Origin of the sequence: Psychrobacter immobilis (assembly GCF_904846225.1) — a bacterium.
Lineage (GTDB): Bacteria > Pseudomonadota > Gammaproteobacteria > Pseudomonadales > Moraxellaceae > Psychrobacter > Psychrobacter immobilis_F.
Window position 1 is genome coordinate 25,822 of record NZ_CAJGZJ010000015.1, and the last position, 25,671, is coordinate 51,492.

The window sequence follows — 25,671 nt, forward strand, 5'->3', positions numbered from 1 at the left end:
GTGTGCTAATTGATGACATGCTCTAAGAAACAATAAAAAAAATTGAGACCCTAAAAGGATAATGACATGAGCCTATCTAACGACGACAACTCTAATACAGCTAATGAAATTACAGATCATAATACAAGTCTGGCAGCACTAGATATCAATGCCATTGAGAGTATTGATGACGATATACTTGATACGTTTTATGATCGCCATCATTTACTGTCTATCATACTGGCGACTTTAGATTATATGAGTGAGCGCATCAATAATGATGGTCTGACGCTTCCCTACTTTATAGATATTGATCCTGAACTGTGGCAAGAAAAGTCTAAGGCGTTAGATATATATATCACAGATGAGGTTGAAGGACGTGCATTGAATTTGGAAGCGCGTGATAAGGATTATGCGACCAACATTTTATCTTATCCAAGTGACTTACCAATCGCCATTATTGAACTAATGCCCACCCTACCACTTGGTGAGTTAGTTATCTGTCATGATGTAATGGTGCGTGAAGCCGAAGAGCAAAACAAAACCGTCACACAGCACATTAGCCACTTATTAATACATGGTGTGCTGCATTTATTAGGGTTTGATCACGAACTTGGACAGGCCGAACAAGACGAGATGGAGCATTTCGAGATTGAGATTTTGGCACGTTTAGACCTGCCAAATCCGTATGTTTAAATCGTAACTCTCTTATCGATCTGTTTTTTATTCGCTAGGGCGTGGCCTCATTTTAAAAATGGTTATAAAAATAAGATAAATTACCGTCAAACGAGGAAAATAGCGCAAATAATATCGAGATATTAATCAGCTATTTGACAATGTTTGGCAAAATTTAACCATTTTTAGCCCATTTAGATATAGTCGAATCCGAATAATTTCGATGCAAGGAAGCCACGCACAGATAGTACAAGTATAGTCAGCGAAAAGTTAAATTGATACATTAGATACTACTGGTATAAACTTTCCTCGCTTGCTGTACCTTCGCAGACAGAGGCTTTGAAAAATTCATCCCAGAAGTACTGTGGCGATTTTGTTATTCTTTGACTATAGTACATCAAGCGGGGGTGACGATGTAGCGGATTTATAGAGGTTTGACTATACAATCGCTTGAATTGAGGACACGCCCTAAACTTTTTATTAATTAGTTTTTGGTCATCGGTAGCTTTTGTGACTCACCCATTTGGTTAATCATCTGATCTAAACCTTTGACATGGACGCTGCGCTGCGGGAATGGAATCTCAATTTTTTCATCATCCAACGCTTGCTTAAATTGCTCCAGCAACTCACACTGCATCGACCACCAGTCAGCATTGGTGGTCCAGACATTTAAGGTAAGATCTACTGAATTATCACCCAAATTCGTCACACGCACGATAGGCTCAGGATCGGTAAAGGCCAACGGGTTGTTTTTTGCCAAATCCATCATGACATTTTTAGCAACTTTAATATCAGCATCATAGCCAATACCAACCGTGATATCGACGCGGCGATTCGGCAGTGCTGAATAGTTGGTGACGGCTGAGGTCGTGATATCGCTGTTAGGAATAATAATGTCGTGATTGTTAGTGGTGGTCAGATGCGTATTAACCAAAGTAATCTCGGTCACCGTACCAGTATAGCCGCTAATTTGCACATAATCGCCACTTACGAATGGACGAAACGTCACAATCATAATACCAGCGGCAAAGTTAGACAGCTGATCTTTTAGTGATAAGCCAATCGCAACAGCTGCACCACCCAATATCGCGACAACCGATGTGGTCTGTACGCCCACTTTGCTCAACGCTGCTAGGACAACAACGACCAGTAACAGACCATAAATTATGCGACCTAAAAAACTGGCAACGGTATCATCTAAGCGGCCACGCTTCATAATCTTATGTGCCACGACAACTGCTTTTTTGGCCAACCAACGCCCAACGACGAATATTATTATGGCTAATAAAACTTTCATGGCTAAGCTTAACGCGTTATTGGTTAGACTAGCGATATCTACGGTAAAACCTAAAAATTCCATACTGACTCTTTATTCTATAAATTTGTTAATAAATGCATTTTAATGACTTTTGATCTTGTCTCGCTCATTTGTTCAGCAGACAATGGACTCGTCTGATCGGTCTCTTATCTTAACGTCTCTTTTATCGTACCACCACCCTCTTGTGAAGCATTGGCAATAAAATGTGCGTCCTCATTTGGTTGCATATTATCCGTTAGCGCTTTTGCGACATCTTGCATCATTGACGCAGGATCTTTACCCATAGAAAAGCTAATACCAAAAATAATCAGTGCATGTAATCCAACGGCTATTGCAATAGCAACAGGCATACTGAAGTTACGCTTCGGCGCTTGTGCAGAAAAGTGGTAGCTTTGCGAATCTTTGATATAGGCCACAATAGGTCTCATCTGATGAGTATAAGTCGAACCAAAATTAAGCTCTATCATAGTAAAACATGAGATATATGCCGGCGCTATCATAACATGACATAGAATTGCACTGCCAGCATAACCATTAATAGCAAATTTTATCTCGCTCATGACATGCTATTTATGCAACATCGATTGCTGTTAGACCATTTATTGATAGACTGCGTACTCAAAAATCTCAAAAATCAAGTATAGTTCGCTTAAGGCGATGGTGTGTTCTGACCAGCGGTATTAAATGAGCGATACAAAATGCATGTGTTTATTTTGCTGTCAGCCTATTTGTTATATACTGCTTTATAAGTATTGGCTTGTTGAATATAAACGCTCAGCCTTCTCAGCTCAAAACATTATGGCAGTGTTCATAGTAAAATTTAGTCAAATATAGCTATAAATCCCGATATTAGAGCGACTATCAACCTGAATAAAGCTCGACTATAATTTTTTGATAAACAATTTTTATGCCATTTATTCAATGACGACCCCTATCAGTATAAGGATAATAAGTTTGAGTAGCTTTGATAACATGAGTGATAACATGAATAATTCAGACAATCTTGATGAATTTTTTGAAAATCTTGGCTATCGTTTCGACGAATCATTTAGCGGTGGTTGGGATCGTCTCACCCAGTCGATCAAACAGATATATAATAAAACGACCGATAAATTTGAGGATGAACTGGCGTTACCTGTGGCACAAAAATACGTCAATGATGCGCTACAAAAGTTTGTGACCGATAATGTAAAAGCTGTTCTAGAATTACGTGTTGAGATGCATGATGGCTGGTTTCGCTTATACTGCACCGTCAATGTGGCTGGTATTTATGCGGAGATCGCCAGTAATTTTAGTTTGGTTCATGTGCAGCTCGATCGCAATGTTCAGCGCTTTGTCTTCGGACAACAGACTTATACGGATATCCTTAACTTACGCTGCGAGTCTTTTCTAAAACGCCAAGGTATCAAGCTTTTTATCTGGTTTTATCATAGCATTCTCAAAAAAGACCCTTTAGGCTTTATTCTTTCCTATATCAATATTGCTCGCCCAAAAGACGAGGTTATTTACCTCGATATCAATCGTTGGCTTAAAAATAATAAAAAAATTATCAGCGCTCTGCACAAGGTTCAAGTGAACTATGGGGAACTTGAAGAAGAACAAATGATTTTGAAAGCTCAAATTAACTATCGTGATTTATTGGCGACCAGTAGCAATGAGGACATTATTAGCGATGAGGACGAGCCTCAGCTGATGCAAGGTCCTATCAAACCGATTGCTGACGCGACCGAACCCAGCCAAGTTTAATAATGCTCATTTTTACCTAATATAAAAACGCGGTATCTAAAAGACATTAGCCTTTTAGATACCGCGTTTTTACTTTTAAAAATAGTTTGTAGTGAGCTCAAGTTAACACCACGCCCTAATAACGGATCTCTACCAATAATTTTCTACGGCAATATTACCCTCACCTCGGCGATTCATAATCAAGCCCAGCGTTTTTAATGCCTCTTTTGTGTCGTCTACCATGTCAGGATTGCCACATAGCATGGCGTGCGTGCTATCGATATCCAGCTCGATGCCTGCTCGCTCTTGTAACGTGCCTTCCAATAACAGCTGTGGTAGACGTTCTGTCAATGCGCCTTCGACAGACTCCCGAGTGACGATTGGGACAAAAATTAATTGCGCTGGATTGTCCACCAATGAGCCAAAATCTGCTTGCAAGCTTTCGATTTTTTTGACGTAGGCAAGCTCTTCTATCGAGCGTGCGCTATAAGCAAGGACAATGTGCTCGTAGTCTTCCCATGTTTTCAAGTCTTGTAGCATGGATAAAAATGGCGCCAATCCTGTTCCTGTCGCCAGCAGCCATAAATCTTTGGGTAACGGTTGCTGATAACGCGCCAACGTTAGAAATCCAAACGGCATTGTGTTGAGTAGCAGCTCGTCACCTATCTGCAAATGCTGTAGCTGAGACGTAAATGCGCCATCAGGAATCACGATAGAAAAAAACTCTAACACTTCATCAAAGGGTGAGGAAACGATCGAATAAGCACGAAAAATATCTTCATTCAGTGCTGCATCAGAAGCGTCATCATTTACTTCCATTTGCTGCTTATAATATTTTAATTGACTGGGATTAACCCCCAAACGTACAAACTGCCCTGCCGTGAATTTAAAGCTATCAGGACGGCTGACCGTAAAACTAAACAGGTTTGGCGTCCACGTGGTTTTACTGAGCACCGTTACTTTTTGAATATTGTCACTCATAATAATTGTCCACTCACCTAGTCTTCATACTTATTATTAAAAATTTTAGACGATACAAACGAAAAGATGCGCCAAGCTTATCACAAAGCAGGCGCATCTTGGTTTTCTAACAGTAACAATGAATAAGTAGCAGCACCAGCGTACAACGACTTATCTGCTAGCTATTATTAATACAATTTAAAACAAACGACCAAATCTGCCAACCCTACCAAATACGTGCCAGACTTGCCCATTCAATCATACTATTTGGCAAGATACCGAAGAAGATAATAATGGCTGTTACTGCAATGACCATAATACCACCTGTCCGAATGCCCCATTGTTTAGAAACATCAAATTCAATAAACTGCTTAGGACGTTTGAACAGTGTGAGCAATACGCGTAGATAATAGAACAAGCCAATAGCACTACCTAAGATAATCATCGCGGCCAAGAACCAATGAGTCCCTTGTACAGCAGCCAATATCGCAAATAGCTTGGTAATGAAACCTGCCGTTAAAGGAATACCCGCCAACGACAACATCATAATAGTCATGACGGCGGTCAGTACTGGACGACGCCAAAAAAGCCCTTGATAATGGGTCAGCTCATCCGCTTCACCAGACAAGCGATAAGGACTAGACATCAAGGTCACAACACCAAACGCACCAATAGAGGTAAACGCATAAATCGCCATATACATACTAGAGATACTATCAGCTGCTGCACCGATACTAACGATAACGATCAACACGTAACCCATATGGGCAATCGACGAGTAACCAAGTAGACGCTTGAGACTGGTTTGACGTACGGCTAACAAGTTACCCACCAAAATAGATAAAGTCGCCATCACCATCAACAACATCTGTACCGACGGTAATGCCAGTAAAGACGTATCAATTAAGAAACGAACCGCTAATGCCATCATAGCCACTTTTGATACCGAGGCTAAAAATGTGGCGATTGGTGCTGGTGCGCCTTCGTAAACATCAGGCGTCCACATATGAAAAGGCGCCGCAGACAATTTAAAGGCAATACCAAACATCGTCATCGCCGCACCTAATATCAATAGTGGCGATTCAAAGAGATTGGGCAGCATCACGCTAATAGGTTTAAAAGCAAGCGACCCCACTTCCGCATAAATAAACGCCATGCCCATCAGTAATGTTGCTGATGCGGTCGCAGATAATACTAAGTATTTTAGACCCGACTCAAGTGAGCGGTTGCGCATATAAGTATAGGCGAGCAGACCATATAATGGCACTGAGAGCATCTCTAAACTCATAAAGAACGATGCCATGTGCTGCGCGCTTACCATTAGCAGCGCACCAACCGTTGACAGCAACATGAGCAAATACAACTCATCTTTATTGTCTTTTAAATTCATCAAGTACGCATAAGATAACGTACAGCATGCCAATGCGCAGATAAAAATAACCACCATATTAAACTGAGCAAAGTTATCAATGACAAATAGCTGCTCAGCAGTTGGCGCAACATCTCCACTCTCAATGATGCCAAGCATTTGGCCGATTAAGGTAAATAAACCAATATTTAAACCAGCAACCGTGATCGTACCAGTAACCATGTGTGAGCGTTTAATTGAGATGGCAATCATGACTGCCAATACCGTGATAACCACGGCAATAATTGGCGCATAAGGCAACAACCCCATCAAATCATTCATCTTAATATTATTCATGACTTAACGTGCCTCCATTGCATCAAGCAGTTGCGACGCATCTACCTGTGTTACTTGACTGTATAAATATGCATTATTGATCCATTGCATCGCATGACTTGACGTATCAAGGAACGGTTGTGGATATAAGCCAAGCCACACCAGTCCAGCGGCTAGCATCAATAACAATGACAGCTCACGTTTACCCAAATCTTTTATTCTGCGGCTTGGCAAGCCATGTGATTTGGTCTCATGCATGGACAATTCTTTGATATTATTGGCGCCAAACAAGGCGCGATGGATTAAGATAAGTGAGTACAATCCTGCCAATACCAAGCTGAACGTTGCAAATACCACAAATACTGGATACTGAGCAAATGAGCCAAATAAGATCAAAAATTCGCCAATGAAGTTACCGGTGCCTGGGATACCAAGTAAAGCGGCGCAGAAGAACATCAATATCGGCGCATAGTAGCGGAATTGTCCCCACATACCGCCCATCAAAGTCAAATCACGTGTGTGCAGACGCTCATACAACTGACCTGCCATGATAAATAGTGCCGCCGAGCTTAAGCCATGCGCGAGCATCTGAATCATCAGGCCTTGTAAGCTAAGTAACGTGCCTGCGTAAATGGCCAATACTACAAAACCCATGTGCGAGATACTGGTATAAGCCAGCAAACGCTTCATATCCGTTTGCATAAAGGCCAACCACGCGCCGTAGAAGATACCAATCGTACCTAATGTCATCGCAATCGGTGCAAACTCTTGTGACGCGGCAGGAAACAATGGCAAGACAAAACGAATCAAACCATAAGCAGCGGTCTTAATCAAAACACCTGCCAAATCCACTGAACCTGCGGTTGGCGCTTGCGCATGGGCGTCTGGCAACCAGCCATGAAAAGGAATAATCGGTAACTTAACTGCGAAACCTATAAAAAAGCATAGCATGATTGGATATTCCCAGCCGCCAAGTGGCGTACCGAGTAAGTCATTATAATTAAAGCTGACCACGCCTTTTTGGGCATAGCTGATAATGACCAATACCAAAATACCGATGAGCATGATTAGCCCAGAAGCTTGAGTATAGATAAAGAATTTAGTTGCTGCGTATTCTTTGGTTTTTCCTACAACATCATGACCCCAAATCGCGATCAAGAAGTAGATAGGAACCAGCATCATCTCCCAAAAGAAGAAGAATAAGAACAAATCAATCGCTAAGAAAACACCAATGACCCCGCCTAGACTCCATAGCAAATTTAGATGGAAAAACCCCACGCGGCGCTGAATCTCATTCCACGAACAAGCCACTGCTGCAATACCCAGCAGCCCAGTTAACGCCACCATCATGAGCGACAAACCATCTAACGCTAAATGAAAGCTGATACCAAAGCTTGGTATCCACGGCACACTGAATTGGGCGACCCACGGCACAGCAGAATCTGGTGCTATCACCTGCTTGCTCATGCCGCCAAAATCGCCGTATTGCCACAATACGAGTGACAATACAAAGGTCAACGTCATACCGATTAAAGCAATCCAGCGCGGCAGACGTTTATTAAACCGCTCTACTAACCAACATAGCAACCCTGCAATAAAAGGAATCGCAATCAATGCTGGTAGCATCCACGTTTGTTGTAACTCAATCATCTTATACCACCGTCATCATTACCAGCACCAGCAATACAGCCATACCCAAGCCAAAGCTTGTAGCGTAACCTCGAAGTGACCCTGTTTGCGTCGCAGACAATACCTTATTACCGGCTGATGCCAGCTTAGGTAATAGAAGCCACGTTTTATCAATAGGGTCGGCTTTAAATAAGCGGCCGATGAATAAAAAGGGTTTTACAAAAATTATATCGTATAGCGCATCGAAACCTAGGCCATGGTAGCACCAGTGATATAGCGCGCCACCAATACGTGAGCGCTTAAAGCTAGCGAGCATTCTACCTTTATTGACGACATATAATAGTGCCGCCAATATTAGACCTGCCGCCATCGCGCCCATCGCTATATACTCTGCAGTATGCTTAGCATGAGCTTGACCCGCAACTTCTAATAAGTGACCAACGCTCTCTGGCAACACACCGTCTAATGGTGGCGTAATCCATGCACCAACCGCGGTCGATAGCACGAGTAATACTGTCAAAGGCAACCAATACGATACGCCTGACAACTTATGCGCATGGGTTTTTTCTTCACCGAAGAATATGATCCAAATCATACGGAACGTATAAATTGCCGTTAAGAAAGCCCCGAACACACCCATATAGAACAGTACTAAGTGACCAGTGGCATAGGTTTCCCAAAGAATCGCTTCTTTAGAGTAGAAACCAACGGTAACCCAAGGAATCGCAGCTAATGCACCGCCACCGATGACATAGCACCAAAATACCAACGGTATCTTTTTGCGTAAGCCGCCCATCTTAAAGATGTCTTGCTCATGGTGTACCGAAAGAATGACCGCACCTGATGATAAAAATAACAACGCTTTAAAGAAAGCATGCGCCATCAGATGAAAGATCGCCCCTTGCCATGCACCAACACCGAGTGCTAAGAACATATAGCCAATCTGACTCATGGTCGAATACGCAAGGATACGTTTGATATCGGTTTGCGCCAATGCACAAAATCCAGCAACAACTAACGTCAATGCCCCTACGCCGCCGACCCAGTACAATAAAATACCTGGCGTCAGCTCAAACAATGGATGCAAACGAGCGATTAAGTAAACCCCTGCCGTGACCATCGTTGCTGCGTGAATAAGCGCTGATACAGGCGTCGGACCTGCCATCGCATCTGCAAGCCATGTATGTAATGGCAGCTGGGCCGATTTACCCATTGCACCGCCAACAAGCATCATAGTAATCAACATCATCGTTGGATTGTTAATATCAAATACTTCTGGCGCGCGGGTGATAATATCTTGAATATTAAGCGTACCGAATTCACGGAATAATAAAAACAAACCAAAGGCCAAAAATACGTCACCTACGCGTGTAACCGTAAAGGCTTTTATCGCAGCACGACCATTGGCTCTATCATGATAATAATAGCCAATGAGCAAGTACGAACAGATACCCACGCCCTCCCAACCGAGATAGAGTAAGAACAAGTTATCTGCCAATACCAGCAACAACATACTGGCGACGAACAAATTCATATAACTAAAGAAACGGGCAAATCCAGTATCGCCTTTCATATACCAAGCGGCAAACAAATGGATTAAGAAGCCAATACCCGTAATGACACCCGTCATGGTCAATGCCAAGCCATCGAAACTCAGCCCAAAGTTCGGGGCAAAATCACCCACTTGGAACCACGTCCACAGAGGTATCTCTACTACCGCTCCTGCTGGATTGGTCGTTAAAAAAGTATAGCTGACAACCAGTGTGGATAATGCTGATAACAGCATACTACCGACACCAACAATCGCTGCTACCTGCTCCGTTAACTTGTCACGCATAAAGGCTAAAATCAAAAAGCCAACGAGCGGGAATATAAAGGTTAATGGTAATAAACTCATGACATCATCCTTTCATCTCATTGGCGCTATCGACATCGAGATGCCCACGCTGATGATAAAACCGCAATAATAGTGCCAAACCAATGGCGGCCTCTGCTGCTGCTAACGTCAAAATAAAGATAAACATAATCTGTCCATCTGCATCAACCCAGCGACTACCTGCTACCACAAATGCTAGTGCTGCCGCATTCATCATGATCTCTAGGCTCATTAGCATAAATAAGAAATTACGCCGTACCATGACACCGCACAGACCAATAGCAAATAAAATACCTGCCAAAATCAATCCGTGGCTCATAGGGATCATGCCCAATACATTCTGCACCTCAGCGACAGGCTGTACAAAGCCTGCCACCTCGTGGGCAAACGGCACGTTTGACACATCTTGTGCCACGCTCGCTGCTAGTACCATCAGTCTGACTCCTTGCGCGTGACTTTTTTCACACCTACCTGCGTGCTTGCATTCATACTTACATAGTCATGCGGGTCAACATCTTTATATTCGTAGGGTTCAGCCATTTTTACCGCATCGTGTTTTGTATGAGTGCTATCGTTATCATGTTGCTTGATACTAGCCACGATCGGTTGAAAATCTCGGCTCTCGTTACCGATAATCTCGTCATCAATTGCCTCTTTACCCAAGTGATAGGCAGCAACCAAAGCCGCCAATAGTAGCAGAGCCGCCACTTCTATCAACATGACGTACTTAGTAAATAGCACCGTACCAACCACTTTGGCTGAAATCGTAGTGCCGCCGATCATAGCCGCTCCGTCGTCGTTAAAACCAATCATTGCGTAAAGCACAACAGCAATAATAAGTGTCAAACCTGTCGGTATCGCCCAAGTGCCCGCATCGAGCCAACGCTCTTCGCGCTCATCATTACTCATACCTAAGTTCAGCATCATAATGACAAAAACAAATAACACCATAATAGCGCCGGCATAAACAACAATTTCAAGTGCCCCTGCAAATGGTGCGCCTAGTATAAAAAATATACCCGCAATCGCTAGCAATGACACAATCATCGATAAAATAGCATGGACTGGATTGGCTTGAGTCACCACACGCAGACTGGCAAATATTGCCACAGCCGCGAGCGAATAAAACCCTGCCAATTCAGGATGGTTCAAAATATTCATCATGGCAGCAAGCTCCGTAGATCAATAGGTGCAGATTCATTTTGAGCCGCGCCTTTTGGTTTGTCTGCTACCGCCATACCTGTCACACGATAATAGTTATAGTCAGGATATTTACCTGGTCCTGAAATGAGCAAATGCTCCTTTTCATAAACCAAATCTTGGCGCTTATATTCGCCCAGCTCAAAATCTGGGGTCATTTGAATAGCGGTCGTCGGACAGGCTTCTTCACATAATCCGCAAAAAATACAGCGCGAAAAGTTAATCCGAAAAAACTCTGGATACCAGCGGCCGTCTTCACGCTCGGCTTTTTGTAATGAGATACAGCCGACTGGACACGCCACAGCGCACAAGTTGCAAGCCACACAGCGCTCATCCCCATCAGGGTCACGCGTTAAGATAATGCGCCCACGAAAACGTGGCGGTACAGGTACTGGCACTTCAGGATAAAGAATGGTGTCACGTGGCCTGAGCGCATGACTATTGACCATCCACATGCTGCGGACAATGGTAAATAGTCCAATGACGATATTTTTTATAGTAGTAAACATGGGATTATTATCCTTATCAGCTTTACCCTAGTTCATCAGTGATGATTACAACGTCGGAGAAAAGATCAAAATGACTGCCGCAGTAACCAATAAATTAATCAGCGTTACTGGTAGGCAAACTTTCCAACCAAAGTTCATCACCTGATCATAGCGCGGACGCATGAGGGAGCCTCGAGCCAAAACAAATAGAGTCATAAAGAACAACGTCTTAATCATGAACCAAAAAGCTGGTGGAATAAATGGAATATCTAAATTAAAAGGCGCAAGCCAACCGCCGAAAAACAAGCACGTCATTAATGCAGAAATCAGCACAACGTTGACGTATTCTCCGATAAAAAACATACCAAATTTCATGCCAGAATATTCGACATGGTAGCCTTCAGCCAGCTCTTGCTCTGCTTCTGGTTGATCAAATGGATGTCTGTGAGTTACTGCCACACCAGCCACCACAAATGTCAAAAACCCAAAAAACTGCGGAATGATATACCAGCCGTCAACTTGCGACTCAACAATGGCACGCAAATTAAACGAGCCTGTCAATGCGACCACTCCCATTAACGATAAACCTAAAAAAACTTCGTAGCTGATCGTTTGTGCCGCTGAACGCAGGCCGCCCAATAGCGAGAATTTATTGGCAGAAGCCCAACCACCGAACATCACCGCATAAACTGCAATGCCTGCCATCGCAAAGAAGAACAGAATACCAATGTCCCAATCAACCACACCAAGCGTTGGCGAGACAGGAATAATGGCAAACGAGGCCAATGCGGTAAACATCGCGACCGCAGGTGCCAAGGTGAACATAAATTTATCAGTAAAATTTGGCGTCCAATCTTCTTTAAAGAAAATTTTGAGCATATCCGCGACCAGCTGCAATGAGCCAAAAGGTCCGACACGGTTTGGACCATAACGGTCTTGCCACAACGCCAACATGCGGCGCTCATAGATGATCATCATAGCGGCAACTATCACCACCACTAAGAATATGACCAGCGATTGCCCCACCATAAATAAAATGGACCAAGCATCAAAACTCAGGCTACCAGCCAAAAAGCTTGGCACATCAGGGATAATACGAGTCACTTGCATATTACACCTCTTGTGTGGTGGTCGGCGCTGTATTTACTTGCATTGCGCGGTTGTCATCAAGGCTATCGCCAGCATTTTCATTGGTCAAAAAACGATCATTCGCCATGTCGCCCATCATCGTAACGGGCGCATCGACTTTGCGTACGGATGCTGGCATTGATGGATGAATAATGCTTACTTGTCCGACGGGGTAACCGATACAGCCTTCTGCTAAATAACCAACGAGCTGCACTGGCAAGGTGATTTGTTGCTTATCAATTTCGATAGCCAAATAATCGCCAGTCGTAATGTTCCACTCTTTGGCATCATCAATGCCAATACGCCATGTCGCAACAGGCAGTTGCTCAGCGACGATTGGACTACGTGAGGCCATCATTGAACTGGCGTAGATATTATAGATAGGCACCAATTTGGCTTGTCCTTGTTGCATATCAGTTATGGACGAAGCCGTTGCTTCTGGAGCCACATATTGACGAATGGCTAGACGTTCTAACTGATCAAACAAGCGCACACCTGGATCACCATTTTTCAGATGACCACCGACTTTATCTTGATATTTGTTCCACGCTTGTGGTGAGTTCCAACCTGCCGCATTGGCAAAAGGAATCATCGAGCTTGGCGTTTCTTTACCGCTATAACCTTCCATAGAGAAGGTTAAGCCTGTATCCAAATCTTTTGGCTGCATAGGCTCATGGACTGAGATCGGCGCACGCATGGCGGTACGACCTGAGTAACGACGAGGTTGACGCGCGATTTTTAGTCCTGTGATGCGGTAATCAGCATCTGGTGCCGCGCCTTTAATACCAGCAAGCTTAGGATGAGTAATTATCAAAGCATTAATCACATCATCAAGCTGTGTCCAGTCAACATCTCTACCTTCCAAGCTGCTATGGACGGCATGTAGCCAGCGCCAGCCTTCTTTAATACCACTCATTGGATGATAATAATTGTTGTCATACACTTGGAAAAAGCGCTGAGCACGGCCTTCAGCTGATATCAATGTGCCATCGGCTTCAGCAAAGCTTGCTGCTGGCAATACAATATCGACATCTTTATGCCAATCAAGCAGCTGATGATCGAGAGCAATTACCGTTTTATCAGCCAATAATTGCGTTAATTTATTGGCATCAATCGCATCTGTCAGCTGATTTTCAGCAACGATGACCACATCAAAATCAGTGGCGAGTAGCTCTTCTACCGATTGACCACCAAGCATACAAACGCCCATGCTATTGGCATCAGCAACCGTGAGATAAATACCAGCTTGCGTGTGATAGCTGTTATTTACTTCTTTTAGCTCCAGCTTTTCAGCAGGTGCGCGCTCGACATTGTCTTGTGCTTCTTTATCAGTACCCGTTGCTGGCTTATCTGGTTTGGCTGAAAGTTCTTGATCTTCTTTAGGCTGATCGGTTTGTGCTTGTCGTTCCGCTGCACGAAGCTGCTCATCACGCACTTTATCATTATAAGTTTCGACTTGATTATGCTCTGTCGCTTGAATGGCCACCCGTTTTTGCGTTAATGCTTGAGTGATTTGTGCAGCCGCCTCTATCAAAGCGGTAGACGATAAGCTAGTACCTGAGATGATCAACGGCTTATCCGCTTGTATCAAATCATAAGCAATTTGCTGAGCGAGCGCTTGCATACCATCAGTATCAGTATCAGTATCAGTGTCAGCATTTGGTTGCGCAGTCGCCTGTGCATCCGTGATCTCTGCTAAATCATCAGAAAAACGAGCGATCTCATCAGCTACTTTGAAACCAAGCTTAGCAATATCCTCAGGCGTTGCGACCACACTGACTTTACTAATGTCTTCTAGCTTAGTCTGCGTCACATCGATGACATAGACTGGGCTTAAAGCGTCTTGAGTAATACGCTTGACAGGTTCAGCCAGCCAAGGTTGCGTCTGCAATGCCGCTGCCATTTTCAGGCCTTCGTTTTTCGCGGCTTGGCGTACTGACAATGCGACTCGTGATGAGGTTTGGGTAATATCTTCGCCCAAAACCAATACCGCATCATGACTTTCAATATCCGTCATACTTGGGTTATAAATGCCTTCGGTACTTAGAATTTCGATACATTTATTGACCAATGCTTGCTGCTGATGGTTCAGACCCGTTGAAAAGTGATTAAAGCCAACCAAGTTTTTTAGCGCAAAATTGGTCTCTAGGCTGGCACGTGGTGAGCCGATACCGATGACTTTTTTGTCTTTGATACGCTTGATAGTTTCATCCAAAGCATAATCAATATTAATTTTGACGTGCTTATCATTGATACGCTCAAGCGCTTGGGTTGGACGATCTTCACGATTGACATAGCCATAACCAAAGCGACCACGGTCACATAGGAAGTAACGGTTCACTTCACCATTGTAGCGGTTTTCGATACGGCGTAATTCACCATAACGCTCGCCTGGTGAAATGTTACAGCCTGCTGAACAGCCATGACAAATGCTAGGGGCATACTGCATGTCCCATTTACGGTTGTAGCGTTCTGAATGCGTCTTATCAGTAAATACACCCGTTGGACAGACTTCGGTTAAGTTACCCGAAAACTCACTTTCGAACTGACCATCTTTATCACGACCAAAATAAACACGGTTATTTGAGCCATAAACACCCAAATCTTCGCCACCCGCATAGTCTTTATAAAAACGGACACAGCGATAGCAAGCGATACAGCGGTTCATCTCATGGGCAATAAATGGCCCAAGCTCTTGATTGTGATGCGTGCGTTTGGTAAAACGGTAGCGACGACGGCTGTGACCTGACATATAAGTCATGTCTTGCAGATGACAATGACCGCCCTCTTCACAAGTTGGACAATCATGCGGATGATTGGTCATCAACAGCTCAACCATCGACTTACGAAAGGCTTTGGCTTCATCATCAGTGACGGATATATACATGTCATTGCTGGGTGCGACCATACAGGACATCACCAAACGACCACGACCTGCTTCCATGTCTTCTTTACTTTGGTATTGCTTGACCGCGCACTGACGGCACGAGCCTACGGAGCCGAGTGCGGGGTGATAACAAAAATACGGCACATCAATGCCGAGTGACAAACAGGCTTGTAGCAAGTTATCACTGCTATCTACTTCGACAGTGGTTCCATCAATATGTATGACTGCCATGCCGCTCTCCTTATTTCACTACTGGCTGTTGATTGGCTGCAGCATCAATGACGTCTACACCAACTGCCTGCGCGATTTTTTGATCAAACTCAGGACGAAAATACTTAATCGCACTCATCAGTGGTTCCATCGCACCTGGCGCGTGCGCACAGAAAGTTTTACCAATCCATAAATCACGTGTGAGACCTTCTAACTTCTCTACGTCACCCACTTGCCCTTCGCCATCGTTGATGGCAGTGAGCAATTTCACGCCCCAAGGCAGACCATCACGGCAGGGCGTACACCAACCACAGGATTCACGCTGAAAGAAAATCTCAAGATTGCGTAATAATGGCACCATATCTTGCGTTTCATCGACGACCATGATTAGCCCAGTACCCAAACGGCTACCCGCTTCTTGAATCGGATCAAAATCCACTACCACATCTAAATGGTCCGCGGTTAAAAAGTCCGTTGATGCGCCGCCTGGCAACCACGCTTTGAGCTTTTTGCCGTCCTTCATACCGCCCGCCAACTCTTCGATAATCTCGCGAGCCGTATATCCAAATGGTAGCTCCCACAGACCCGGATCATTGACCAAACCTGAGCAACCAAATAGCTTAGTGCCCGGCGTTTTACTAGTACCTTTAATATCAGCCAAAGACTGATACCATTCTGCGCCATGATTTAAGATCGCGGGCATATTACATAAGGTCTCAACGTTGTTGACCACCGTGGGTCTGCCCCATGCGCCAGAGATTTGTGGAAACGGCGGCTTGGTACGTGGATTGGCACGGCGACCTTCAAGACAGTTAATCAGCGCTGTTTCTTCACCGCAAATATAACGACCAGCACCCGTATGCACATGGAGATTAAAGCTAAAATCAGAGCCTAAAATATTGTCGCCCATGAGGTTATTGGCCAAACATTCTTCAATGGCAGTAACCAAACGCTGAGCGGCTAAAATGTATTCACCGCGTATAAAGATATAACCGTCCGTCGCTCCGATAGCGTGCGCCGTAATCAGCATGCCTTCGATCAGCTGAAACGGTAGACGCTCCATCAATAAACGGTCTTTAAATGTACCCGGCTCCATCTCATCAGCATTACAGATGAGGTAGCGCGGCAAACCATCAGGTGGCGACATAAAAGTCCACTTCAAGCCCGCGTTAAAACCAGCACCGCCGCGACCTCTAACGTTGGCAGCTTTAACCATATCGCCCACTTCTTTGGGGGATTTATTCAACGCTTGTTTTAAACCAGTGAAACCTTTTAGAGACTCATAAGTTGCCAAATCAAGCACGGCATCATGATGCGCTAAACGCCATGTTAATGGTCTGGTTTCGCTCGTGGCGGTTTCTTTATCGCCATAAATTGGAACGCGCTGTTCATTAAGCTGGCTTGGTGCTTTGCCTTGACCGCGACGAGCAATCTGCTCTGAAATCGTTAAACTCATGCGTATAGCTCCAATAATTGCGCGACCTCAGTGGGCTGAACGGGACCATAAGTGTCTTCGTCAATCAGCACCGCAGGACCTTTATCACAATTCCCCAAACAGCAAATTGGCAATAGCGTAAAACGACCATCTGTCGTCGTTTGACCATACTCAATACCTAGCTGCGATCTGAGTTCAGCGGATAGCGCCTCATAGCCCGTCAAGTAGCAGGCGACTGAATCACAAATTAATATCACGTGACGACCGACAGGCTGACGATAAATACGGTTAAAGAAAGTAGCGACTCCGTCCATATCTGACATCGGAATGTCTAATAGGTTGGCAATGGCATTCACTTGTGCGTCATCCACCCAGCCGTTGCGTTTTTGCACAACTTTTAGTGCGTCAAGCGAGGCAGCACGTGCCTGCGGATAATGGTGCACAAACTCATGAATGGCAGCGATTTCCTCAGTGGTGAGAATGCTTGCCACATCGACTTTTGGCATTTTGTCGGAAACAATTTTCATAATCTTCTATCTTTCCTCACTCATCACGCTTTATCACTCAAACGATAACGACTGTTTTAAAAAGACTGTCGCCACCGCTTGATATGACTGCATTTTGGTGTGCCATTTGGCAATAATATATGGATTAACCTGTCTTTTTGAGCGCTTTGACTTGATTGGATAATGCATTAACGATCACAATCTGCCATCACAATATCAATCGACGCCAGATACATAATGGCATCGGATACGAGAGAGCCATTAATCACTGACGGCATTTGCTGCAAATGGGCAAAGGTCGGCGTACGGATACGCGTGCGATAACTCATCGTGGCTTTATCTGAGGTGATGTAATAACTGTTCAATCCTTTGGTCGCCTCTACAATCGTCGTACATTCGCCCGCTGGCATCACAGGACCCCAAGAAACTGAGATAAAGTGATTAATGAGCGTCTCAATATCGTTCAATGTGCGATCTTTTGGTGGCGGTACAGCCAATGGATGATCTGCTTTATAAGGGCCTTGCGGCATATTATCCATACATTGACGAATAATACGTAATGACTGGCGCATCTCTTCGACTTTTACCATACAACGATCATACGCATCGCCGTTATAGCCGACAGGGATCTCGAAGTCGTAGTTTTCGTAGCCCATGTACGGACGGGCTTTACGCAGATCAAAGTCCACCCCTGTCGCACGTAGACCAGCACCAGTCACGCCCCATGCCAATGCTTGCTTGGCATTATATTGCGCCACACCTTGGGTACGACCTTTTAGCACACTGTTTTGTAGTGCCGCTTTGACATACTCATCCAAACGCTTTGGCATCCAATCCAAAAACTCACGTACCAGACGTTGCCAACCACGAGGCAAGTCAGCAGCAGTACCACCAATACGGAACCAAGCTGGATGCATACGATAGCCTGTTACTGCTTCGATAACGTCATAGGCTTTTTGGCGATCAGCAAACATATAGAAAACAGGCGTCATACCGCCTGCATCCTGAATGAATGTTCCGACGAATAGCAGATTATTGGTAATACGGAAAAACTCACTCATCATCACACGAATGGTTTCAGCGCGAGGTGGAATCGTAATACCCGCCAGCTTTTCGACTGACATGATATAAGGCAGCTCATTCATCACACCGCCGAGATAATCGATACGGTCGGTATAAGGAATGAATGAGTGCCATGTTTGGCGTTCCGCCATTTTTTCTGCGCCGCGATGGTGATAGCCGATATCAGGAATACAATCCACGACTTCTTCGCCATCCAGCTGAAGTACCAGTCTGAAAGCACCGTGAGCAGAAGGATGGTTGGGGCCGATGTTCAAGAACATAAAATCTTCATCACGACCCGAACGCTTCATGCCCCATTCTTCTGGGACAAAACGCAGATTTTCTTGCTCGTATTGCTGCTTGGCTGTGTTTAGGAAGTAAGGTGTAAATTCAGTCGCACGCGCGTGATACTCTTTGCGCAGTGGATGACCTTCCCAGTATTTGGGTAATAAAATACGGGTCAAATGCGGATGACCACTGAATACAATCCCAAACATATCCCACACTTCACGCTCATACCAGTTAGCATTTGGCCAAATCTGCGTGGCACTCGGCACATTGAGATCATCTTCACTCAGCGCGACTTTAATGCGTACGTCACTATTGCGCTCAAACGACATTAGATGATAAAACACCGTAAAGTCGCTATCAGGCATGCCTTGGCGATGCTGGCGCAGGCGCTCATCTACCGCCGATAAATCAAATAGCATGACATAAGGCTTTGGCAACTTACGCAGGAATAAGAGAATATCGAGCAAATCAGCACGCGCCACCCATACTGTTGGAATCTCATCCACAGTGTGTTGTATCACAAACTTGCCATGATACTTATCTTCCAGCTCTTTGATAACGGCTGGGATAGGCTTAATCTTAGGATCTATGTTTTCGACTACCGTGACCATGAATGATGTATTCCTTCATTAATCATAATTGAACTATGTTAATCATAACCGAGCTATGAGGAGCGTACGCGTACTTGGCAATACTATAAATGATTGACTGCTGGCTACCGAGCCAAATAAATCAACTAAATACTGTCTGGGCTACGCAAGTTTTTGACCGCAATACGATCCGCTTGCTTACGATCACGCTCAGGCGTCATTTGTGGCTGATAAATCCCTTGCTCATTGACATGGATACCCAGCGGACGACGCTCTTTAGTAATCGACTCTTGCAATAACATTAGCCCTTGAATCAACGCTTCTGGACGCGGTGGACAGCCCGGCACATAGACATCGACTGGGATAATTTTATCGACGCCTTGTACGACAGAGTAGATATCATACATACCGCCAGAGTTGGCACAGGCACCCATAGAGATGACCCATTTCGGCTCAAGCATTTGCTCATATAGACGTTGAATGACCGGTGCCATTTTGACAAAGCAAGTACCCGCCACGATCATCACATCTGCCTGACGGGGCGATGCCCGAATGACTTCTGCGCCAAAACGTGACAAATCATGAACGCCCGTTAGGGTGGTTGCGTATTCGACATAACAGCAAGAAGTACCAAAGTTAAATGGCCATAATGAGTGCTTGCGCCCCCAGTTTGCTGTCGAATGAACGAGGTCTTCTAGACGACCCATAAAGACGTTCTTATTGACTTCGTCTTCGATAGGATCATTGACTGTTTGACTGGTCTGTGCAGGATAGATATCTGCATCAGGGTTGGCTTTTGTTAGTGTGTATTTCATAACATACAACCTTTATTTTAGGCTTGGCGTGACCATTACTGTGCCATCACCATTGCCTTAACTTCTATTATTAATAAATGATCATTAATATAAACTTCATATATCGATATGATGGTGCCATCATATCTCTACGCTTCGTATTTATCGGGTATGAAAAGCCTACAGATACGAAGCGTATATCATTAGCGTTTCACGTTATCTTTTTTCGCAGGCGACACAAAATCCACAGAAGTAACATTACCTGTGATATTAATATGATCGATATTTTGTAGATGACGACGATTGGTCTCAATATTATTTGAGACATTAATCTGTCCTGAAGACTGTGCTGGTATCTTACCAGTTGGGTCAACCATCAGCTCATCGACACCATCGAACTTGGTGATGTCTGCCAAATTAAAGCCTGCAGGCGCAGCATAAAGACGTACTCTTTTACGCAGTTTGTCAGCAGGTGCCCAGTTTAGCGCGCCCAGACTTAAAGCGTATACCAGACCGATTAACAAATCGATGATAAAGGTCGCTGCTGCAATAAACCCAATCCAGCCAGTTTCACGAACAGACACAGCATAAGCGTACAAATACAGCGCTTCTAAATCAAAGATCACAAAGAAGATTGCCACCAAATAGAATTTAGCAGACAAACGAATACGGGCGTTGCCAGATCCGACAACACCCGCTTCAAATACTTCTTCTTTTTGTAAGCCCTGAGAGCGGCCGCCAAGCAAACGCGGAACGACCAGCATAAAGACAACTAGCCCAATGGCGGCTAAGATAAAAGCAATGGCTGACCAATTGAAAGCAGACATGATAATACGTGCTCCTCACCCAATCGAGTATCAAGCCCAGCGCTAGTACTGACCTACTTCAAGGCCGTCTAGCGACAGGCATAACACATACAAAAATACAAAGCGACTGTCATTGAGCCACTGTATTTAAGTTACTGTTTAGGGTCTGTGCTGGTAATAACCAATTATCAAGCTTATTAACGACGATGTCAGACGTGATCAACTGTAGATATCCGGTATGCGCGGATAAAAGGCTGGTCGCCTAACGCATCTCCTAACAACGTAAGATCAACGTATTAAATCAATATCATATTCGATAGTTTACTTAATTGATTTAATAGCTCATTACACGTGGTCAATAATGACGTGACAACTGGCATAAATTATTTACGTACTATACGCTTATCGGTTTTTAAAAGCTAGTTTTTAGCTGTATTGAATGGTCACTTTATATTCAAAAAAACGGTATTTTTTTTACTGCGAATTATGATATAGACATGGCTGATATAAACGCCAAATTCATACCTTTCTCTATCAGCGGTTCATACTTTGCACTATTTAGTGGTTCATAATTTCCACTATCAACGGTTACAGTCACTTTATAAGATTCTCGTCTATCATTTAATGCTCTGATGTTCGCCGTCAACTCCTCCCCCAAAGCCGCCTTTTTTGCTTTATAATGGCCCACCTAAATTCAATGACTTATTTTTTGTTAAGCAGCCAATTTTACTACTTTCGATGGATGACTTTTTATTAAAAACGCTCCACGATATCAATTTTCATAATATACGCCGTATTCATTTGTCCATTTTACATATAATGATATGAGCGCCGTCTTCTTTTTTGCTTTTGTCTTACAGGTCACGTTATGAGTAAACTCAATCCCAAACAACAAGAAGCCATGCTCTACGTATCCGGTCCACTACTTGTGCTAGCAGGTGCCGGCTCCGGTAAGACGTCGGTGATTACCCGAAAAATTGCTTATCTGATCGAAGAATGCAACATGCCAGCCGAGCGCATCACCGCGGTGACCTTTACCAATAAAGCCGCGCGTGAGATGAAAGCCCGTGTCAGTAAATTACTGCCCAGCGAAAAAATGCGCGGTTTGACGGTATCGACCTTTCACCAATTCGGTTTACAATTCCTGCGTTATGAGTTGATTCATACGCCGTTAAAGGGCAATTTCTCCATCATGGACAGCGATGACAGTAAGCGCTTGCTGATGGAGCTGATGATGCGCGACAACTTGAGCGGCGCTGAAAGTCGCGAACTGGTCGGTAAAGCCATTAAATTCATCTCTGACTGGAAAAACGATCTGATTGAGCCTGATAAGGCCATGGAAACTTTAGACGATCCAGAAGATATGATTTTTGCGACTCTTTATGCCTTATATGAGCGCAATCTACGGGCTTACAATGCCGTTGATTTTGATGATTTGATTGTATTGCCAACCAAAATACTGCGTGAAAACAGAGAGCTGCGCGACAAATGGCAAAATCGTATTCGCTACTTGCTCGTCGATGAGTATCAAGATACCAACACCGCCCAGTATGAAATGATTAAATATCTGGTCGGACCACAAGGACGTTTTACCGTGGTTGGTGACGACGATCAGTCTATCTATGCATGGCGTGGCGCTAAGCCTGAAAACATGGCGCTACTCAAGGAAGATTTCCCGAAGCTAAAAATCGTCATGCTTGAGCAAAATTATCGTTCAACCACCCGCATTTTGACTTCTGCCAACGCTGTCATTATGAATAACGAGCATTTATTTGAAAAAAAGCTGTGGTCCGATAAAGGTCAAGGCGAAAAAATCCGTATTATTAACTGCCGTAATGATGACGATGAATCTGAGCGCGTGGCCAAAGAAATCGTTACCCACAAGCTGCGTTTTGGCAATGAGTGGGAACAGTATGCCGTCCTGTATCGCAGTAACTTTCAGGCACGTATGTTAGAAGCGCAATTGCGTCAGCTACAAGTCCCCTATAAATTGTCCGGTGGTCAGTCGTTCTTTGCCCGTAGCGAAATCAAAGACATCATGGGCTATCTGCGTTTGATTCTCAACCCAGAAGATGACAGTGCATTTTTGCGCATTATTAACACGCCCAAGCGCGGTATGGGACCAGCAACGCTAGAAAAATTAGGCTTATTTTCGCAAGAACACAGCATATCATTGCTGGCCTCTTGTACGCATGCGGGTCTCGCTCATGTGTTACCGTCTAAAGCCTATGGCACTATAAAAGAGTTTGGTGAATTCATCGAACATTATACCCGTGAGCTGGATCAGCATCCTGATCCTGTGCCTATCGTGCGTCAAATGATTGACGAGACGGGTTATATCGACTTTGTCCGTAGCGACGCCAAAACGCCACAACAAGAAAAAAACCGTATTGATAATATCGACATGCTTTATACCAGTATTCAGTCTTTGATTAACCGCGCAGAAGAAGACGAAGACCGGACCATCGATACCATCATTCGTAAGCTGGTTTTGCTCGATATGCTTGAGCAGCAGCAAGAAGAAGAGAATACCAACAAGGTCAATTTGATGACCTTGCATGCGGCAAAAGGTCTAGAGTTTGATTACGTTTACATCATGGGACTTGAGGAAGAAATGCTGCCACATCGCAACTCTATAATGAGCGAGACGGTCGAAGAAGAACGGCGTTTGATGTATGTAGGCATTACCCGTGCTCGCCGTGAGCTGACCTTGACTTTGGCTACCCAACGTCGTGCTGGCGGGCAAATGCGCGTCACGTCAGAGTCACGGTTTTTAGATGAGCTGCCAGAAGATCATATCGATTGGCCCGCCAAAGCCAAAAAGAAAAAAGCCACCAAGGATCCAGAAGCAGTCGCTGATGAATATTTGGCCAATATTCGTGCGTTGCTGGGCAAGCGCTAGACCAATAAATAATTATATTTTTATCGCCACGATACATTGAGCGCTAGACTGTTAGTATGACGTTAACGGTTGGCAAACACCTTATTCACCCACTACTTTGGAACGATTATGCCTGCTCCCACGCCTTCTCCTGATCGTCAGCCCACCTTGCAGGCAGATTATAATCCGTTAGAATATAGTGCCGAATATAAGCTGTTATATCTACAAGAGCTGGTAGCTAAAGACGCGCATAGCGACATCGCTGAGTTCTTAGTCAAACAGTCAGAGTATGAGATTGCCAACCTACTCGAATCCTTCCCGACCCAAGCACGACGTATCATCTGGGAACAAGTTCCTGATAACTTAAAAGGTGAAGTGCTCGCTGAGCTTGATGTCGATACACGCCAGCCTTTGATGGAAAATATCTCCTCAAAAGAGATATCACTTTTTACCCAAGACCTTGATGCGCAAGATATTTCTGAGATTTTAGATACCGTTACTGAGAGCGTGCGTACCTCGGTCATGGCGACTCTAGATGAAGATATTAGGATTCAGGTTAATAAGCTCGATACCTATGCTGACTGGGAAGTTGGCAGCTATATGGATCCAGATATTATCCAAGTAAGGGACGATATTAGTCTGGCGCAAGTACAGTACTGGCTACGCGAAAACGATGATTTACTTGATGACCAAAGCCAAGAGCTACTGGTCGTCGATCAAAGCCAGCAGTTACTTGGACTACTCAGTCTGGTAGATTTGATTAAGCACAATCAAAACACTCTGGTCTCAGCGCTGATTGATAATGCTATTACCATTAATGACCGCTTAGATATTCAAGATGCTGCTGCGATTTTTCGTTCAGAAGACATTCGTTTTGCGCCCGTCATTAATAGTCATGGTGAGCTTGTCGGTCAATTGAATGGTGAAGACATCATGGAAATTATCCAAGATGATGTCGATAGCACCATGAAAAACCTCGCGGGTGTCAGTCAAGACGAGGAGCTGTTTGCTCCTATTTTAACCAGCGCCAAAAGCCGTAGCGTTTGGCTGGGCATTAACTTGTGTACCGCGCTTTTGGCGGCAGCGGTGATTGGACAGTTCGAGGAAGTATTGGCACAGGTGGTGGCACTGGCGATTCTCATGCCGGTGGTTGCCAGTATGGGCGGTATCGCTGGCTCACAAACGCTTACCGTTGTCATTCGCGGTATGGCGATGGGTCAAATTGGTGGTTCTAACCGTGTATGGCTACTCAATAAAGAGCTGTGGGTTGGTGCGATAAACGGTATCATATGGGCGATAATCATGGCGTTTATCGCGCAATTGTGGTTTCATGACATTAAAATTAGCGCGGTGATTGGTTTTGCTATCGCCATTAACATGACTGCGGCCAATGTATCAGGAATCAGCATTCCATTAGCATTGAAGCGCATGAATATCGATCCTGCGCTATCAGCCTCGGTTATTCTAACCACCGTGACGGATATTGTGGGCTTCATGTCGTTCTTAGGCTTAGCCAGTGTGCTGATACTTTAGTGCTGACGCTTTAG

Annotated in this window: 20 protein-coding genes; 4 read left to right on the forward strand and 16 right to left on the reverse strand. The window is 44.4% G+C overall.

The features are described from left to right. Positions 1–66 precede the first annotated feature (66 nt). A complete protein-coding gene (gene ybeY / locus JMX48_RS10335; protein ID WP_201537450.1) occupies positions 67–675 on the forward strand; it encodes an rRNA maturation RNase YbeY in 609 nt (202 codons plus the stop codon). A 463-nt stretch (positions 676–1,138) separates the two neighbouring features. Here ybeY and JMX48_RS10340 read toward each other — a convergent pair whose 3' ends face one another. Both JMX48_RS10340 and JMX48_RS10345 read right to left on the reverse strand, forming a co-directional pair. Next, entirely contained in the window at positions 1,139–2,014 is an 876-nt protein-coding gene (locus JMX48_RS10340; protein ID WP_201537452.1) for a mechanosensitive ion channel family protein, read from the reverse strand. A 104-nt stretch (positions 2,015–2,118) separates the two neighbouring features. Further along, entirely contained in the window at positions 2,119–2,439 is a 321-nt protein-coding gene (locus tag JMX48_RS10345) for a hypothetical protein (protein ID WP_227687984.1), read from the reverse strand. 505 nt (positions 2,440–2,944) lie between these two features. On the opposite strand from JMX48_RS10345, the gene JMX48_RS10350 reads away from it, so the two are divergent. Continuing rightward, positions 2,945–3,718 carry a hypothetical protein gene (locus JMX48_RS10350; RefSeq protein ID WP_201537536.1) on the forward strand — a complete coding sequence of 258 codons (774 nt, stop codon included), beginning with the start codon at positions 2,945–2,947 and terminating at the stop codon, positions 3,716–3,718. 129 nt (positions 3,719–3,847) lie between these two features. Here JMX48_RS10350 and JMX48_RS10355 read toward each other — a convergent pair whose 3' ends face one another. The 14 genes from JMX48_RS10355 to ndhC form a co-directional block, all read right to left on the reverse strand. Then, the gene (locus tag JMX48_RS10355; protein WP_201537454.1) at positions 3,848–4,678 is read right to left on the reverse strand and encodes a ferredoxin--NADP reductase; all 831 of its coding nucleotides are present in this window, start codon (positions 4,676–4,678) and stop codon (positions 3,848–3,850) included. Positions 4,679–4,883: 205 nt separating this feature from the next. Beyond that, the gene (locus JMX48_RS10360) at positions 4,884–6,362 is read right to left on the reverse strand and encodes an NADH-quinone oxidoreductase subunit N (RefSeq protein WP_201537456.1); all 1,479 of its coding nucleotides are present in this window, start codon (positions 6,360–6,362) and stop codon (positions 4,884–4,886) included. A gap of 3 nt (positions 6,363–6,365) precedes the next feature. Further along, positions 6,366–7,991 carry an NADH-quinone oxidoreductase subunit M gene (gene nuoM / locus JMX48_RS10365; protein ID WP_201537458.1) on the reverse strand — a complete coding sequence of 542 codons (1,626 nt, stop codon included), beginning with the start codon at positions 7,989–7,991 and terminating at the stop codon, positions 6,366–6,368. 1 nt (position 7,992) lies between these two features. Then, positions 7,993–9,867, reverse strand: coding sequence for an NADH-quinone oxidoreductase subunit L (gene nuoL, locus JMX48_RS10370; protein WP_201537461.1), 1,875 nt, complete (start codon positions 9,865–9,867; stop codon positions 7,993–7,995). Positions 9,868–9,871: 4 nt separating this feature from the next. Next, positions 9,872–10,180, reverse strand: coding sequence for an NADH-quinone oxidoreductase subunit NuoK (nuoK, locus tag JMX48_RS10375; protein ID WP_201537538.1), 309 nt, complete (start codon positions 10,178–10,180; stop codon positions 9,872–9,874). 98 nt (positions 10,181–10,278) lie between these two features. Further along, entirely contained in the window at positions 10,279–11,010 is a 732-nt protein-coding gene (gene nuoJ / locus JMX48_RS10380; protein ID WP_201537463.1) for an NADH-quinone oxidoreductase subunit J, read from the reverse strand. Beyond that, complete coding sequence (nuoI, locus tag JMX48_RS10385; protein WP_201537465.1) at positions 11,007–11,555, reverse strand: NADH-quinone oxidoreductase subunit NuoI; 549 nt, start codon at positions 11,553–11,555, stop codon at positions 11,007–11,009. The genes nuoJ and nuoI overlap by 4 nt, the downstream gene beginning before the upstream one ends. A gap of 45 nt (positions 11,556–11,600) precedes the next feature. Next, on the reverse strand, positions 11,601–12,644 hold the full coding sequence (nuoH, locus tag JMX48_RS10390) for an NADH-quinone oxidoreductase subunit NuoH (protein ID WP_201537467.1): 1,044 nt from the start codon (positions 12,642–12,644) through the stop codon (positions 11,601–11,603). A gap of 1 nt (position 12,645) precedes the next feature. Beyond that, positions 12,646–15,780, reverse strand: a complete 3,135-nt coding sequence (gene nuoG, locus JMX48_RS10395) for an NADH-quinone oxidoreductase subunit NuoG (RefSeq protein WP_201537469.1) — start codon at positions 15,778–15,780, stop codon at positions 12,646–12,648. Positions 15,781–15,790: 10 nt separating this feature from the next. Further along, positions 15,791–17,215 (reverse strand): NADH-quinone oxidoreductase subunit NuoF, encoded by a 1,425-nt coding sequence (gene nuoF, locus JMX48_RS10400; RefSeq protein ID WP_201537471.1) that lies wholly within the window; start codon positions 17,213–17,215, stop codon positions 15,791–15,793. Continuing rightward, positions 17,212–17,721, reverse strand: a complete 510-nt coding sequence (gene nuoE, locus JMX48_RS10405) for an NADH-quinone oxidoreductase subunit NuoE (protein WP_201537473.1) — start codon at positions 17,719–17,721, stop codon at positions 17,212–17,214. The genes nuoF and nuoE overlap by 4 nt, the downstream gene beginning before the upstream one ends. 167 nt (positions 17,722–17,888) lie before the next feature. After that, the gene (nuoC, locus tag JMX48_RS10410) at positions 17,889–19,664 is read right to left on the reverse strand and encodes an NADH-quinone oxidoreductase subunit C/D (RefSeq protein WP_201537474.1); all 1,776 of its coding nucleotides are present in this window, start codon (positions 19,662–19,664) and stop codon (positions 17,889–17,891) included. Between the two features lie 125 nt (positions 19,665–19,789). Next, positions 19,790–20,458: a NuoB/complex I 20 kDa subunit family protein gene (locus JMX48_RS10415; RefSeq protein WP_201537476.1), complete on the reverse strand. Its 669-nt coding sequence runs from the start codon at positions 20,456–20,458 to the stop codon at positions 19,790–19,792. Between the two features lie 182 nt (positions 20,459–20,640). Beyond that, positions 20,641–21,264, reverse strand: coding sequence for an NADH-quinone oxidoreductase subunit A (ndhC, locus tag JMX48_RS10420; protein WP_201537478.1), 624 nt, complete (start codon positions 21,262–21,264; stop codon positions 20,641–20,643). Positions 21,265–22,111: 847 nt separating this feature from the next. Between ndhC and JMX48_RS10425 the strand changes: the two genes are divergently transcribed. Both JMX48_RS10425 and JMX48_RS10430 read left to right on the forward strand, forming a co-directional pair. Then, positions 22,112–24,145: a UvrD-helicase domain-containing protein gene (locus JMX48_RS10425; RefSeq protein ID WP_201537481.1), complete on the forward strand. Its 2,034-nt coding sequence runs from the start codon at positions 22,112–22,114 to the stop codon at positions 24,143–24,145. Between the two features lie 108 nt (positions 24,146–24,253). Then, positions 24,254–25,657, forward strand: coding sequence for a magnesium transporter (locus JMX48_RS10430; protein WP_201537483.1), 1,404 nt, complete (start codon positions 24,254–24,256; stop codon positions 25,655–25,657). Positions 25,658–25,671: the final 14 nt, after the last annotated feature.